This window comes from Kitasatospora sp. NPDC058063, from assembly GCF_042885395.1.
GTDB lineage: Bacteria > Actinomycetota > Actinomycetes > Streptomycetales > Streptomycetaceae > Kitasatospora > Kitasatospora lactacystinica.
In genome coordinates this window covers 26,521-41,429 of record NZ_JBHVSD010000001.1, presented here as the reverse complement: position 1 = coordinate 41,429, position 14,909 = coordinate 26,521, and the positions used below count along the sequence as shown (strand labels likewise).

The following is a 14,909-nucleotide window of genomic DNA, read 5'->3' as shown; positions in this document are numbered from 1 at the left end:
CACTCGTGGGGGCTGTGTCGTTCTCCGACCATAACCCGGTGAACGAACGGGGCCGCCGGGGCCTCCCGCCGGAGCGCCGGCAGCGTCGTCCGCCGGAGTGCCGGCAGCGCCTCATGCCGGAGCGCCGTCGGGCCTCCTACCGGAACGCCTCCGCGGGCGTCTGCCCCGGCACCGTGGCGGCCAGCCGGCGGGCGGCCTCCGCCGGGTCGAGCACCCGCTCCAGCCGCAGGTCGCCCGGGACCTCCTGGATGAACCGCCCGGCCGACCAGCTCCGCTCGTACGGCAGCGGCTCCAGGACCAGGGTGCGCACGCCGTCCACCACCGGGATGTCGCTCGGCGTCCCCTCGTTCCACACCCAGGAGCCGTCCGGCGCGACCAGGTTGAAGGCGCCGGTGGCGACCACCCGGCGGCCGTCCAGGAACGCCGTCCGGGCCAGTGCCACCACCTCCCGGTCCTGCGGGGTGCCGGGCAGGTGGCCGCCGCCGATCAGCACGTCGGCGAGCAGGGTGTGCAGCTGGAAGGTGTCGCTCAGGCCGCTCATCCGCAGCAGGTAGCCGGTGCCGGTGGGGCGGTCGAGCACCAGCAGCGGCTCGTCGTCCAGCATCAGCGCCAGGTGGACCAGGCCCTTGAAGTCGTGCTGCTCGCCCTGGTAGCGGTCGAACAGCTCCAGGATCACCTCGGTCACGCCCGAGGCGCGGGCCTCGGCCCGGACCTCCGGGTGCGTGTACACCGCCCAGGCCGCCTGCTGCCACAGGTGCAGCGTCCACCAGGCGACCACGGCCAGGTGGGCGTGCCACTCGTCCAGGTGCGCCGGGTCGGCGATCCGCTCGTGCGCCTCGGCCGGATCGTCCTCCTCCGCGTCGGGCAGCGGGCCGCCGCCGGTGGAGACCCAGCGCCGCACCAGCAGCTGCGCGCCGGTCAGCGCCCCGCGCAGTCCGGCCAGCACCGGGCCGGAGCAGGCGACCGGGTCGGCGCCGTGCTCCACGCAGGCGCCCACCACCATGGCCAGGTGCGCCCGGGGGAACGGCGGGGCGTCCGGCAGCAGGGCGGCCAGCCGGGGACCGGCCGCCGCTTGCTCCGCCGGGTCGGCCGTGCCGAACAGCCCGCCGACCAGCCCGAGGGCGGGCCCGAACTGCTCGTCGTCCCCGGCCGCGACCACGGCCTCCAGGGCGGCCACGGCTTCGGAGAAGGTGGGCTGTTGACGGTGCGACGGTATCTGCTCGGTGGACATTCGCCGCAGCATAGGGGGCGGAGCCGGTCCGGCGGAAACTCCTCCGCGCCCCGGCCCGCCCGGGCCTTACGCGGGCCCCTGTCGGTGCCCGGTGGCAGACTTCGACCGTGACGGACTCCGAGATCACCGACGGCAGCTACCTGGTCCGCAACGTCGGGAGCGGCCTGCTGCTGCAGGTCGCCGACGCCTCCCGGCGCAGCGGTGCCCGGATCGTCCTCGGCGCGGACGACGGCAGTGACGCCCAGCTCTGGCACCTCGCCGCCGTCCACCCGGGCGGCGCGCTGTTCCACATCGAGAACGCCGGCAGCGGCAAGCGCCTGGACGTCACCGGCGCCTCGACGGACGACGGCGTCCGGATCCAGCAGTGGTCGGCCAACGCCTTCGGTGCCCAGGAGTGGCTGCTGGAGGCCCACGTGGATGCCCCGGGCACCTACACGGTCACCAGCTTCATCAGCGGCAAGCCCCTGACGGCGGGCGACACCCCGGAGGCCGACGTCCACCAGAGCGAGGACGTCGACGCCCCGGCCCAGTGGTGGCGCTTCGAGCGCCGGGAGGGCTGAGGGCCCGTCAGTCCGCGAGGTTGGCGAGGGCGGCGTCGAGTTCGGCGTCCGTCGTGCCGTGGTGGCGGAGGTAGCCGGGGATCGTGCCGTGGTGGTCGTGGATCCAGGCCAGGGAGGAGACCAGGAGCTCGGCGTCGACCGGGCGGGAGAGGCGCTCGGTGCCGGTCTCGTCGAGGTACGGGGTGGGGCCCTTGTCGAGGCCGAGGCCGATGTTGGAGAGCAGGAAGTCGGCGGTGATCTCGGCCTCGGAGGCGCCCAGCAGGGACTGGAGGACGGCGATGGTGAGCCCGGTGCGGTCCTTGCCGACGGCGCAGTGGACGACGGCGGCCAGCGCGTCCGGAGCGGCGAGGCGGCGGACGACGGCGGCGAGCGAAGGGCCGGCCGTCGAGGCCATGAAGGGGTAGAGGGCGGCCTGGTCCTCGGGCCAGGGCCGGTCGGCGTCCTCGGGGTGCGGGGGAAGGGTCGGCAGACCGAGGGTCTCGTGGTCGAGGCCGTGCCGCTGGTCCGGCCAGGTCTCCAGCTCGTACGCGCTGCGCAGGTCGAAGACCGTCCGCAGGCCGAGGGCCTTGAGCCGCCGGGCGCCCTCCTCGGTGAGGGTGTGGAAGGACCCGGAGCGGTACAGCACGCCCCGGCGGAGGGCGCCGATCCCGCCCGCGTCACGGAAGTTGCGCACACCGGGGATGTCGATGAAGGCGTCGGTCATGGCCACCACGGTACGGGCGGGCGCGGGCGGGAGGAAGGAGGAGTGCGAGGTCGGCGGCCCGGCGGGAGGACACCGTCCGAAACCGGCCCCCGCCGGTGGGCGACCGGCCGCTCAGCGCCCGCCCGAGACCTCCAGGAACGCCCCGGTGGTGTACGAGGCCGCCGGGGAGAGCAGGAAGAGGATTGCCTCGGCGACCTCCTCCGGCTGCCCGCCGCGCCCCATCGGCAGGCCGGGCGCGACCCGGTCGACCCGGCCGGGCTCGCCGCCGAGCGCGTGGATGCCGGTGTGGATCAGCCCCGGCCGCACCGTGTTGACCCGGATGCCCTCGGCGGCGACCTCCAGGGCGAGGCCGCGGGTCATCGAGTCCACCGCGCCCTTGGCGGCCGCGTAGTCGACGTACTCGTTCGGCGAGCCGATCCGGGAGGCGGCCGAGCCGACGTTGACGATGGCGCCGCCCCGCCCGCCGTGCCGGGTGGACATCCGGCGGACGGCCTGGGCCGCGCACAGGAACGGGCCGGTGATGTTGGCGGCCCAGATCCGGGTCAGCCGGTCCTCGTCGATCTCCTCCAGCCGGCACTGCTTCTCCAGCGTGCCGGCGTTGTTCACCAGCCCGGTGAGCGGGCCGAGCTCGTCGTCCACGGTGGTGAACAGCCGCTCCACCTCGGCGGTGCGGGTGACGTCGGCGCGGACCGCAAGGGCGGTGCCGCCGCCGGCCCGGATGGCGTCCACCACGGCGGTCGCCGAGGCCTCGTCCGTACGGTAGTTGACGCAGACCCGGTAGCCGCGGCGGGCGGCCAGCAGGGCGGTGGCGGCTCCGATGCCGCGGCCGGCGCCGGTGACGATCAGGACCTCGTCGGTGGGGGTGGTCGACATGGACCGTACGCTACCCGGCGGCCGGGCGGCCCGGACCGGAATTCGCTCGCCCGGCGCGGCCCGCTCGGCGAGGATGCCCGGACGAGGATGCGGTGCCCGCCCGTCCGTCCGAGAGGAGTCCGCCGATGTCCACCACGACCGCCGTTCCCGGCGTCGCCTCCGTTCCCGGTGTCGCCTCCGTTCCCGGCACGGTGCTGCTCTCGGGCATCGTCGGCTCCACCGCGTACGGCTTCGCCCACGCCGGCTCCGACCTCGACCGGCTGGGCCTGTTCGCCACCCCCACCGAGGAGTTGCACGGCCTGCACCGCCCGGCCGAGTCCCACGTCACCACCGCGCCCGACGTCACCCTGCACGAGGCCGCCAAATGGTGCCGGCTGGCGCTGGGTTGCAACCCGACCGCCTCCGAACTGGTCTGGCTGCCGGACGAGCTGTACGAGGTCCGCACCCCGCTCGGCGACGAACTGGTCGGCCTGCGTGCGGCCTTCCTCAGCGCGCCGGCCGTGCGGAAGGCCTACCTCGGCTACGCCGACCAGCAGTTCCGCAAGCTGCTGACCCGCGACACCGCCGACCCGGCCGCCCGCCGCCGGGCCGCCAAGCACGCCCGGCACCTGGTCCGGCTGGTCGAGCAGGCCGTCCGCCTGCACGAGACCGGCCGCAACCTGATCCGGCTGCCCGACCCCGAACGCATCCGCGAACTCGGCGAACGCATCGCCGACCGCCCCGCCCTCGCGGAGGGCCTGCTCGCCGACGCCGCCGACCGGCTGGCCGGCCGCGGTGTCCTGCCGACCGCCCCCGACCAGCGCCCCGTCGAGGCCTGGCTCCGCCGGGTCCGCGCCGTCCACTACACCCCGCCTCAAGTCCCGCTCCACGAGCCCGGCACGCCCGCGCAATCCACTGGCGGAGCCCTGGGCCCCACCGGGTAGGATCGCCGTGGTCCTTCCACCCGGGCATCCGGGCGGGCCGGGACCGCGGGCCACTAGCTCAATTGGCAGAGCTGCGGACTTTTAATCCGTAGGTTCAGGGTTCGAGCCCCTGGTGGCCCACGTGGTCGAGGCGAGTCCGGGCGTCCTCCCTTCGGGGAGGGCGCCCTTCGTCGTGATCGGCGCGGGGCGGGGTGCGGGGCGCGGCGGGTGAGGTGTCATCCGGCCGAGCCGCGGCGGGAGTTCCGCCGTTCGGCGACCCGGCGGAGGTGGCGCTCGGCGGTTCCGGCGGCCGGGGCCCGAAGGGCCGGGCCGGACCATCGGCGAGGTCGTCGCGGGAAAGAGTCCACAAGACAGTTCGTGTCCAGGTGGACCATGAATTCTCGGACATCCGGGCGAACAGCCCCCGAGGGGCGGCAATGTCACCCGGGCTGTCCGGTTCTCCTGAATCCCGCACGCCAGGTGGGTTCGGATCCGAGGAAATTGCTCCACAGATGGGCGTTTGTCCCGCAAGAGGGGGGAACGGGGGTCAATGTCATAGCGAAATGGACGCGGTGTAACCCGTGTCACACCGAAGGGTTGTTGACCGGGGACGGTCAATGAATCAATACTCTCGACAAGCAGCTGCCGTATCACCCGTCCGCACAAAATTTCACCGAATCACCCGGGGTTGAGAGGTTTCGCGAACGCGGAGGCCCCAACGGGTGCGGTCGAGCCAGCGGAAGAGTCCGACCCGCTTTCGGCCCTGGAATTCGCCGGGTTCCGCGCGGCGCCCCGGGGGGCCGCGATCGGCATGGCGTGTCGATGTTGTGTGCACTGGGTTTTTCTTTCGTAATGACCAGGGTCGCGGCCCACTTTCTCGGTTTCCCTGACGGCCGTCACCAGCCTGCGCGAGCATGACCGTGCGGGCTCGTGGGCGGAATCGATCTCCGGTGGAAAGAGGCAGGAAAAGTGATTCTCGACAATGCTCTCGTCCGGTACTACGAAGAGATCCGTTCAGTCCTGCGGGACCTCCTGGGCGGCCCGGAGAAGGCCGACGCCGAAGGTTTCACGCCGGGCGTCGAACTGCCCGAACTCACCGAGGCCATGCGCGAGTACCTCGCGGTCTCCGGCCTCGGCCACGCGGCCATGCCGTCGTACCGGGGCCGGAACCTCGCGCTGCTCGACCTCACGCGCAACCCGGCCACCATGACGACCAAGACCTTCGCCTCGCTGGTCATCGTGGCCAGGGCGGTCCGCTTCGTCCAGGACACCGGCCGGCGGGTCACCATCGTCACGCCGTCCTCCGCCAACAAGGCCATCGCCATGCGCGACGCGGTGCTCCGGGCCGTCCGGACCGGTCTGGTGGACGCCGACCGGCTCAATGTCGTCACGGTGGTCCCCGAGGGGGCGGTGGCCAAGCTGCGCAGCTCCGAGCTGTTCACCGACCCCGGGCTGCGGGCGCGCAACCCGATCGCGGTGTACGGGGGCGAGGAGCCCGGCACCGTGAAGGCCATCGCCCTCGGGCTGGTCGACGAACACCGGAGCGCTCTGGAGAAGGAGTGCGAGACCAACCTCTGGTACACCCTCCAGCTGGAGAACTACCTGGCGGCGGACGTGGTCAGGGCGCTGGCCGAGGCCGACCTGTTCCCCTCGGCGCCCGGCGAGACCCGGCTGCACGTGCACGCGGTCTCCAGCGCCTACGGGCTGCTCGGCCACGCCCACGGCCGCAGCCGGCTCCCCGCGGACGTCCGCTCCCGGACCCTGCCGCCGCACTACTTCCTGGTGCAGCACCTGGGCGCTCCCGACATGGTGCTCAGCCTGTACAACGAGGGCTCCACCGACACCGGGAACCTCCCGGCGTACTCCTACGACACGGGCACGGGACTGTTCACGCAGAGCGCCGACCCGCGGTACCCCGCGCAGACCTTCGATCCGGGCGAGACCCTCGACCCGACCTTCTACACCCGCAACCCGCCCACCTCGCCCCGGATGAACGAACTCATCCGCACCCAGGGCGGCGGCGGCATCGTCGTCTCGCTCGCGGAGTGCCTCGGCCGCTACGGGCAGGTGCGCTCGCTGCTCGGGGAGGCCGGCGTGCGGCTGCCCGCGAACCCCACCGCGCTGCGCGAGTGGTCCCTGGTGATGGCGATGACGGGCCTGCTCAACGCCGTCGACCGGGGGCTGGTGCCCGAGACCGACATCCTCGTGCACGGCTCCGGCAGCTACTCGGCGACGGACTACGGCCACCTCACCGTCCGGGACCTGCACCCGGTGACCACCGCCGAGGACCTGCGGCGCGTGGTGCTGGACGCCACGCCCTCCGCCTGACCGCTCTGGCGGGGCCCCGCCCGTGCCGGGGCCCCGCTCCGCCGCCGCCCCGCTCGCCACCGACGACCCGCCGAGGTGATAGCCCCGTGGCCCCTGCCGTCCCGCCCCCGCGCGCCACGCCGCACCAGCGGCTGCGCATGCACACCGGTTACCACTGGCGCAACAGCGGCAACCGGGTCCTGACCACCGCACGGACCGCCTGGGACACCCGGGACGGGGCCGGCTTCCCGGCCGTCCGCTCGGAGGCCGGGGGACTGTCGGTGAGCTACGCGGGCCTCGCCGAAGGCCTCGCGTACACCCTGGAGTTCACCGAGCTCCGACGCGACGCCGACGTCCACGGCGTCCGGCGCCGGACCGGCCGGCTGACCGGAGCCGCCCTCCGGGACCCCGCCCGGCTGCCCGACGCGGACATCGTCATCGTCGGTACGAGCGCCGAGCGCGCCCGCGCGCTGCCGCGCGAGGCCTCCCTCATCGTGCCGATGCGGGTGCACTTCGTGATCGACTTCGACGCGGACCCCGACACCGTCCGGCAGCGCATCTCCAAGCGCGAGCGCCAGCAGTTCAAGCACGACCTGCGCGACCACGCCTGGACCTGGGGGCTCAGCCGCGACCCGGCCTGGTTCGACCACTTCTACGACCGGCTCTACCGGCCCACCATGTTCCGGCGCCACGGGGACCGGGAGCGCACCGAGACCAAGGACGTCTCCTACGAGTGCCTCTTCCGCGGCGGCCGGATGTTCGTCCTGCGGCAGGACGGCGAACCGATCGGCGGAGCGCTCTGCCACTGGGACCGGGCATCGGGGACGATGACCCTGCGCCTGCTGGGAGTGGTCGACGGCGCGCGGGAGCACTACGACAGCGGCGCCTTCAAGGCGATCTACCACTTCCTCATCGACTGGTGCGCCCGCCACGGCGTGCGCCGCCTCGACTTCCAGGGCACCGAACCCTTCGTCAGCAAGGGCACCTACCAGTGGAAGCGGCGGTTCGGCACCAGCGTGCTGCCGCCGCCCAACCACTTCGGCGCCAAGCGGCTGTGGCTGCAGGTCCGCGCCGACACGCCGGAGGTGCGGGACTACCTGGTCGCCAATCCGGTCCTGGCCGAGAGGACGGACGGGACCCTGGAGGCGGTCTACTTCCGCGACGGGCGGCGCGCCCCCCGGCTCGACTACTCCGCCAAGTCCCCGGGAGTGGCGGGGGTGCGCGAGGTGGACCTCGACGAATTCCTCGCCGGCGCGGCGCGCGGGCCCGCCGGAAGGGCCCGCAGGTGATGGCCCCGTGGTACGGCACCGCACCGCCGCCGCTCGACAACCGGCTCGAACTGCCCGCCGTCCAGCGGGAACTGGCCCGGGTGGAGGACGGCGAGTACGCCCGGGTGGTGCCGGTCGCGTCGTCCCTGCGGCCCGTCATGCTGCCGCGTTCCTCCTACGACGAGCTGTTCACCGCCACCGCCGACCTGCTGGCGCTGCTGCGCCGCACGCTGCTGGAGCGCGCTCCGACGGCGGCCGGCCGGATCGCCGCGCTCGGTGCCGACGAGCGGATGTACCCCCTCGTCATGGACGGCCCGGCCGAGGAGGACTACGCCACCTGCATCGCCCGGCCCGACGTCATGGTGGGCGCCTCCGGCCCCAGGTTCCTGGAGTTCAACATCGGCTCCGGCATCGGCGGGGTGGTGGACACGGCACTGCACACCGCCGCGTGGGTGGCGGCGTTCGGCGGCCCGGAGCGGATGCCCTTCGACGCGGTCGATCCGCTCGCGGTGCGCGACGAACTCTTCGTGCGCGCCGTCCGGGCCCTGGGCGTGAAGCCCGCGGTCGCGATCGTCGGCACGCTCCGCGACTTCGGCGGTCCTCCCAGCCGCTACTTCGAGATCCAGGAGGAGTCGCTGCGCCGCCGCGGCCTGGCGGCCGAGACCTTCGAGCCGGAGGACCTGCTCGACGGACTCGGCCTGCCGGGAGAACCCCGCTACCGGCTCGGGCTGCGCCACTTCACGATCCTCGAATGGCTCGGCCACGGCATCGACCTCGGGCCGGTGCGGACGGCCCTGGACGCCGGCGTGCGGTTGATCGCGAGCCAGACCGCGTACCTGATCGCCAACAAGAAGGTGCTCGGCTGGGTGTCCGAGGGGCGGCCGTGGATGACGGACCGGGACCGGCGGACCGTCGAGCGCTACCTGCCGTGGACCCGCGTGGTCGGGGACCGGCCCGTCGAGCGGCACGGCCGGACCGTGCCGCTCCCGGAACTGCTCCTGGAACGCCAGGAGGAGTTCGTGCTGAAGCCCGCCATCGGGATGAGCGGGCAGCAGGTCCTGGTGGGCCGCTCGTGCCCGCCGCAGGTCTGGCGGGGGGCGGTGACCGCGGCCGCCGCGGCGCAGGACCACATCGTCCAGGAGTGGGTGGAACCCGTGCCGCACCGGATGGAGTTCGCCGGTCCGGACGGATCCGGCAGCCACCAGGCCGAGGTGGTCCCGGTCTTCAGCCCCTTCCTGTTCGACGGGCGGGCCGCCGGCTGCATGGTGCGCTACCTCCCGCCCGACCGGGACGGCGTGGTCAGCATCCACGGCCACGGAGCCCTGTCGAACGTGGCGTTCGCGCTCCGCTGAGCCCCGCGACTCTCCCCAGGAGGACGACATGACGATCTACTCGCGTGCCGACTACGGCCCGGTGTCCGTGTCCTACACGGCCGAACTCGACGGCGGCGGCAACACCTTCGGCCGGGCGTACGAGCCGTTCGTCCGGTCCCGGTTCGGCCGGGTCGGATCGGTCTTCGAGTGGTGCGCCGGCCCCGGGTTCATCGGCTTCTCCCTGCTGGCGGCCGGCCTGTGCGATTCGGTCGACCTGGGCGACGTGAACCCCGCCGCCGGGGACGCGGTCGAGCGGACCATCGCCGAGAACGGTCTGCGCGGCCGCGCCCGCTTCCACCTGTCCGACGGCTTCGACGACGTGCCGGCGGACCTCCGCTGGGACCTGATGGTCGGCAACCCGCCGCACGTCAACCAGGACGCGGCCGCCTCGGACTACCAGCGTTCCCACTCGCCGCTGATCTGGAAGGACACCGACTGGGCCATCCACGGTGCCTTCTACGACGCGGCGGCCGAGCGGCTGCGGCCCGGCGGCTCGGTCCTCATCCAGGAGAACCACCGGTTCTCCGCCCCGGAGGACTTCACGGAGATGGTCGGGAAGGCCGGCCTGGAGATCGTCGGCGCCTTCGGATGCGGCGAGGGCCGCGAGGACTACTACTTCCTCTGGTCCCGGCTGCCCGGGTCCCGGACGTCCTGAGGCCCCCGCTCCGGGCACCCGTTCCACGCCGACCACCGGACACCACAGCGCGAGGAGAGCGCATCATGCCGCGTCCCACGACGAATCCCGTGATCACCTGGATCTACCAGTCCGAGGACCTGGACCCCGCGGGGGTCGAGGCGTTCGAACGGGGCATCACCCGGCGCTACTCGGCGCTCTCCCGGCCCCGCGGCCTCGACTTCCGGGTGATCAGCGCCACCGAACTGGTGCCGTCCTGCGTGGGGGGCAGGCCGGTCCTGCGCCACGGCGACGAGGACCTGCTGGAGCGGCGGCAGTGCTTCATCGTCGAGGACATGGCCACCGACCCGCAGGGCCTCCAGGCGCTGCGGGCCGTCTACCGCACCATCGAGGCGAGCGACTCCGTCCTGCTCAACCGCTCGTACACCGGCCCCGACTACCTGGAGCGCGACAAGCTCGCGCAGCTCCAGCACGCCGCCGGCCTGGGCATCCGGACCGCGGACACCGTCGCCGTGCCGCCCGGCAGGTACGCCCGGCGGGTGCTCGGGGAGGTGCGGCGCGCGCTCGGCGAAGGCCCCTACATCGTCAAGCCCCGTGAACTGACCGGCGGTTACGGCGTGCTGCGGGTCGACTCCGAGCAGCAGCTCGGCGCGGTGATCGACGTCGTCGCCCAGGCCGTCGGCGGGTACCTGGTGCAGCCGCTGATCCCGCACACCGGCGACATGCGCGTCTTCATGGCCGACGGCGAGGTCGTCTCCTCGCTGACCCGCCGCCCCCGCCCCGGCGGCTACCTGGCGAGCGTCAGCCAGGGCGGGTCCGTGGAGGTGAACCTGGACCACGACCGGGTCGCGGACCAGTGCGCCCGTATCGCCCGCGACCTGCGGGCCGAGTGGATCTGCGTGGACTGGCTGATGACGGACTCCGGTCCGGTCCTCAACGAGTGGAGCACCGCGCACGGCGGCTTCACGGTGATGCCCGAGCCGGAACTCGGCAGGGTCGCCGACGCCTTCTTCGGCTGGATAGGCCGACGCTTCGAGGGGAAGCCGCCCGGCCGCTGAGCCCGGGACGGTCCGGTCCGCGGGCCCGTGCCGCACCCGCCCGGCAGAGCGGGCGCGGCCCGGGCCCTCCCCGTCGTCCGGACCGGGGTTCAGGCCCGGGCGGCCGGGTCGAACGCCCGGCGCAGCCGGACCGTCCAGACGATCACGGCCGCGAGCGCGATCGAGGCCACCGCCGTGGCCATCCCGGCCTGGATGCCGACGGAGACGGTGATGCTGCTGGCCACCAGCGCGCCGAGCGGGACGCCCAGGCCCGAGGACAGCATCCGGCGGGTGGTGTTGACGCGGCCCTGGAGCTCGGGCGGCGTCACCTCCTGCGAGTAGGTCATCGTGTTCACCAGGACGACGAGGTACGCCGTTCCCCACACGGCCAGGGCCACCAGCGCGACCAGCCAGTTCGAGGTGAGGACGACGACGAGGCCGAGCAGCGCCCCGACCGGCAGCACGCCGAGGAGCAGCGGGAAGGCCTCGAAGCGCCGCCGCAGCCGGGGCAGCAGCAGGGAGCCGCCGATCCCGCCGGCGCTCCAGGCCATGTAGAGCAGGCCGATCCGTCCGTCGGAGCCGTGGATGCCCAGCGCGCGGTCGGCGAAGACGACCAACTGGCCGACGATGGCGCCGCCGGAGAAGGACTGGAGGGTGCCGACCACGGTCATGATCCGCAGCGTGGGGTGGCCCGCGAGGAACCGCAGTCCCTGGCCTATGGATTCCTTGAAGCCCGGTCGCCGGGTGCCCGGGGTGGCGGTCCGCGGCGCGACGTTGACGACCGCCCTGATGAACAGCGCCGACACGGCGAAGCTCACGGCGTCGAGGGCGAGCGTGCCGGCCGGGCGGAACAGCGCGATGAGGCCGCCCGCCACGGCGTTGCCGACGATGCGGACGACGGTCTCCGCACCGTAGAGGGCGCTGTTGGCCTGGGTCAGGCCCTCCTTCCCGACGATGTCGGGGACGAAGCCGTAGACGCCCGCGTCGAAGAACAGGGCGAGGCCGGCGGACAGGAACGCCACCAGCATGACGTGCCAGGCCGTCAGGGCCCCCAGGGCCCAGGCCAGGGGCACGGTGGCGAGGCAGAGGGCGTTGAGCCAGTCGGTGGCGATCATCAGGGTGCGGCGGTCCACGCGGTCCGCGACGGCGCCCGCGATCAGGCCGAAGGCCAGGTAGGGCAGCGTTCCGGCGGCCGCGACCAGGGAGACCAGCAGCGGCGACCCGCTCTCCTGGAAGACCAGGACGGGGAGCGCCACGGTGGTGATGGCGGACCCGAGGCCGGAAACGGCGCGGGAGAGCCAGAAGTTGCGGAACCCCTCGATGCGGCGGAGGGGGAGCGCCTGCGCGGTTGACATCTCGTGATCGGTTTCCGTTCCTTCGGTGACGGTGACGGTGATGGTGACGGTGGCGGCGAGTGGTGCTGGTGGTGGCGCGGTGCGGTCCGGGTGGCGGGTGATCTACTCCAGCTGGACAGGGAGTTGACGGTTCGACAGTTCGCGTCGGACGTCGGTGGTCCGGTGTGCCGCGGTGGGGCGGGCGGCCGAAAAAACGGTCGACACCCGGACCCGGGCCGGTGGCCGGGTAGGTGTCGACCGGAGCCGAGGGGGGTCTTCGCGGGGCCCGGGAGGGCGGGTCGTGCGGGCCGGGCCGCTCGTTGTCGGCGGATGCGGGGGGTGCCGGCATTCGGGCGGGCCGACGGTGACGTCTCCACAGCGCGGTGTCTCGGGCGGCCGGTTCGGAAATCACGAAACATTCGGCACTGTAACAGCTCGTTGCGCTCATGACACCCGTGTGCGGCCCATCGCGGGATCTCCACGAGGCGCGGGCCGCGGGGGAGTGCGGCGAGCTCCGGAGCGGTCGAAGGGCGGGACGTCGCGCAGTGGCGTGAGTCACGCTGGAATCGGGGGATTTCGGCTGTTCTGTCTTGATGTTGCCCGTTGATTGGTGGCATTGCCTCCGGGCCGGAGGTCGGTGATCGTGTCGGGCCTAAATATGATCGGAAGCCACGATCGTCGGTTAGTGGTGACGGTCGTATGTGCAACCTGGGAACGGTCCGGACCGTCTCTCTGTGTGCGGTGCGCCGGATCGTCAGGGGCGTCGCTTCCGTCGGTGAAAGGTACGCGCATGTCAGGTCGGAGGGGCGAGAGCCCGGCTCGGGGCGAAGGCGTGCCCGCGACGGAGGACGCCGCGGGCTCCGTGCCCTCCCCGCGTGCCGGCGGCCGGGCGGAGGCCCGTCGCGCCGCCCAGGGCAAGGGCGGGCGCGGCGGCGGCGGCGGCGGGAAAGCGGAGGCCGCGTCGGCGAGTGGCGGCCGGGCCGCCGCCCGCAAGAGCGCCAAGCCCAAGAAGAACGTGAAGAAGATCGTCGCCTGGTCGACGGCGGGCGTGCTGGTGGTCATCGCCGGCGTCGGCGGCGCGATCTACCTCAAGCTGAACGCCAACATCAAGTCCTTCGACGCCGACGCGATAGCCCGCAACCGCCCCCCGGAGGCGAAGGCCGACGCGGACGGCAACAAGCCGGTCAACATCCTGCTGATCGGTTCGGACAGCCGCGGCAAGAACAACGCGGACCTCGGCGGCGGCGAGGACGGGGGCGCCCGTTCGGACACCACGATCCTGCTGCACGTCTACGCCGACCACAAGCACGCCGTGGGGATCTCGATACCGCGCAACGCCAAGGTCGAGCTGCCGTCCTGCAAGCTCCCCAACGGCAAGTGGACCAAGGGCGGCAACACCGACCTGTTCAACGCCGCGTTCTCGATGGGCGGCAGCGACGACGGCAACCCGGCCTGCACCCAGAACACGGTGGAGAAGCTCACCGGCATCCGCGTCGACCACACCCTCGTCGTCGACTTCAACGGCTTCGCCTCGATGACCTCGGCCGTCAACGGCGTGGACATCTGCCTGCCGAAGCCGATCTACGAGGGTGACATCAACCCCAAGTTGAAGAAGAAGGGCGACCTCGTCCTTCCGCAGGGCAAGCAGACCGTGGAGGGCCAGAAGGCGCTCGACTACGTCCGGCTGCGGCACGGCATCGGCGACGGCTCGGACATCGGCCGGATGAAGCGCCAGCAGGCGTTCCTCGGTTCGCTCGCCAGCAAGATCAAGAAGGATGGGATGAGCCCCACCACCCTTCTGCCGCTGGCCGACGCCGCGACCAAGTCCCTGGTCGTCGACCCCGGCCTGGACTCCGCCGACAAGCTGCTCTCCTTCGGCCTGTCGCTGAAGAACATCGACATGCACGACCTCAAGTTCGTGACGGTGCCGTGGCGTTACCGCACCCAGGACCAGGACCTCGACCTGGTCCAGGCGGACGCCAGCAAGCTCTGGGAGACCCTCAAGGCCGACCAGACCATCGACGGCCAGAACGCCACCGGCCAGCAGCCGGACGCCCCGGCCGACGGCAGCAGCCCGGCCCCGCAGCAGCCCGCGGCGCCCACCACCCCGGCCGCCCCGGCCGCGGACACCGCCAACTCGGCGATCAGGGTGGCGGTCTACAACGGAACGAGCGTCAACGGCCTGGCCGGCAAGGCGACCGAGCAGCTGAAGGGCGCCAAGTTCGCCGCCAGCACGGCGGGCCAGGCGGCGAGCACCAAGTACAAGACCACCACGATCGAGTACGGATCCGGGCAGAAGGCGAACGCCGAGAAGGTCGCCGCGCTGTTCCCGGGCGCCGGCCTGGAGCCCAGCAGCGCCCGGGGCATCTCGGTGATCGCCGGCCAGGACTTCGCCGCCGCGATGGGCATGGCCACCGGCGCCCCGGCCGGCGGCGGCGCGACGGCCGCCACCCCGGGCGTCCCGGCGCCCCCGCAGCCGCTGCCGACCACCATCACCAACGAGGCCCGTTCCGCGGACGACGACATCTGCGCGAACACCAGCTACGGCAGCGGCGGCTGACCGCACCCACCGGGTACCACGGGGACGACCCCCGGGCCGGCGTCCTCCGGGGCGCGCGGGCCCGGGGGTCGTGCCATGGTGGGCCTGGGGCCGTACGTCCCGGGGCCGAACGCCCCCGGGCGGGGAC

The 14,909-nt window shown here is 72.9% G+C and carries 11 protein-coding genes, 1 tRNA gene and 1 pseudogene; 9 read left to right on the top strand and 4 right to left on the bottom strand.

Annotation, left to right across the window (positions count from 1 at the left end; translation table 11 throughout):
* Positions 1-136: 136 nt before the first annotated feature.
* The gene (locus tag ACFVUY_RS00200; protein WP_387726279.1) at positions 137-1,231 is read right to left on the bottom strand and encodes a hypothetical protein; all 1,095 of its coding nucleotides are present in this window, start codon (positions 1,229-1,231) and stop codon (positions 137-139) included.
* Between the two features lie 101 nt (positions 1,232-1,332).
* Between ACFVUY_RS00200 and ACFVUY_RS00195 the strand changes: the two are divergent.
* A pseudogene (locus ACFVUY_RS00195) lies at positions 1,333-1,791 on the top strand (RICIN domain-containing protein); the annotation flags it as partial.
* A 7-nt stretch (positions 1,792-1,798) separates the two neighbouring features.
* Here ACFVUY_RS00195 and ACFVUY_RS00190 read toward each other — a convergent pair.
* Positions 1,799-2,494, bottom strand: coding sequence for a tyrosine-protein phosphatase (locus ACFVUY_RS00190; RefSeq protein ID WP_387726276.1), 696 nt, complete (start codon positions 2,492-2,494; stop codon positions 1,799-1,801).
* 111 nt (positions 2,495-2,605) lie between these two features.
* Positions 2,606-3,367 carry an SDR family oxidoreductase gene (locus ACFVUY_RS00185; protein WP_387726274.1) on the bottom strand — a complete coding sequence of 254 codons (762 nt, stop codon included), beginning with the start codon at positions 3,365-3,367 and terminating at the stop codon, positions 2,606-2,608.
* Between the two features lie 125 nt (positions 3,368-3,492).
* Between ACFVUY_RS00185 and ACFVUY_RS00180 the strand changes: the two genes are divergently transcribed.
* From ACFVUY_RS00180 to ACFVUY_RS00150, 7 genes are all read left to right on the top strand, one after another.
* Complete coding sequence (locus ACFVUY_RS00180) at positions 3,493-4,290, top strand: DNA polymerase beta superfamily protein (RefSeq protein ID WP_380547004.1); 798 nt, start codon at positions 3,493-3,495, stop codon at positions 4,288-4,290.
* Positions 4,291-4,337: 47 nt separating this feature from the next.
* Positions 4,338-4,410 (top strand) — tRNA-Lys (locus tag ACFVUY_RS00175).
* 828 nt (positions 4,411-5,238) lie between these two features.
* A complete protein-coding gene (locus ACFVUY_RS00170; RefSeq protein WP_387726271.1) occupies positions 5,239-6,597 on the top strand; it encodes a DUF6002 family protein in 1,359 nt (452 codons plus the stop codon).
* A gap of 86 nt (positions 6,598-6,683) precedes the next feature.
* Complete coding sequence (locus ACFVUY_RS00165; protein WP_387726268.1) at positions 6,684-7,865, top strand: hypothetical protein; 1,182 nt, start codon at positions 6,684-6,686, stop codon at positions 7,863-7,865.
* Complete coding sequence (locus ACFVUY_RS00160; RefSeq protein ID WP_387726265.1) at positions 7,862-9,196, top strand: hypothetical protein; 1,335 nt, start codon at positions 7,862-7,864, stop codon at positions 9,194-9,196. The genes ACFVUY_RS00165 and ACFVUY_RS00160 overlap by 4 nt, the downstream gene beginning before the upstream one ends.
* 28 nt (positions 9,197-9,224) lie before the next feature.
* Positions 9,225-9,872: a methyltransferase gene (locus tag ACFVUY_RS00155; RefSeq protein ID WP_387726262.1), complete on the top strand. Its 648-nt coding sequence runs from the start codon at positions 9,225-9,227 to the stop codon at positions 9,870-9,872.
* A gap of 65 nt (positions 9,873-9,937) precedes the next feature.
* Positions 9,938-10,909 (top strand): RimK family alpha-L-glutamate ligase, encoded by a 972-nt coding sequence (locus tag ACFVUY_RS00150; RefSeq protein ID WP_387693938.1) that lies wholly within the window; start codon positions 9,938-9,940, stop codon positions 10,907-10,909.
* Positions 10,910-10,998: 89 nt separating this feature from the next.
* Here ACFVUY_RS00150 and ACFVUY_RS00145 read toward each other — a convergent pair whose 3' ends face one another.
* Complete coding sequence (locus ACFVUY_RS00145) at positions 10,999-12,243, bottom strand: MFS transporter (protein WP_387726259.1); 1,245 nt, start codon at positions 12,241-12,243, stop codon at positions 10,999-11,001.
* Between the two features lie 841 nt (positions 12,244-13,084).
* Between ACFVUY_RS00145 and ACFVUY_RS00140 the strand changes: the two genes are divergently transcribed.
* The gene (locus tag ACFVUY_RS00140; RefSeq protein ID WP_387726256.1) at positions 13,085-14,782 is read left to right on the top strand and encodes an LCP family protein; all 1,698 of its coding nucleotides are present in this window, start codon (positions 13,085-13,087) and stop codon (positions 14,780-14,782) included.
* The last annotated feature ends 127 nt before the right edge of the window (positions 14,783-14,909 follow it).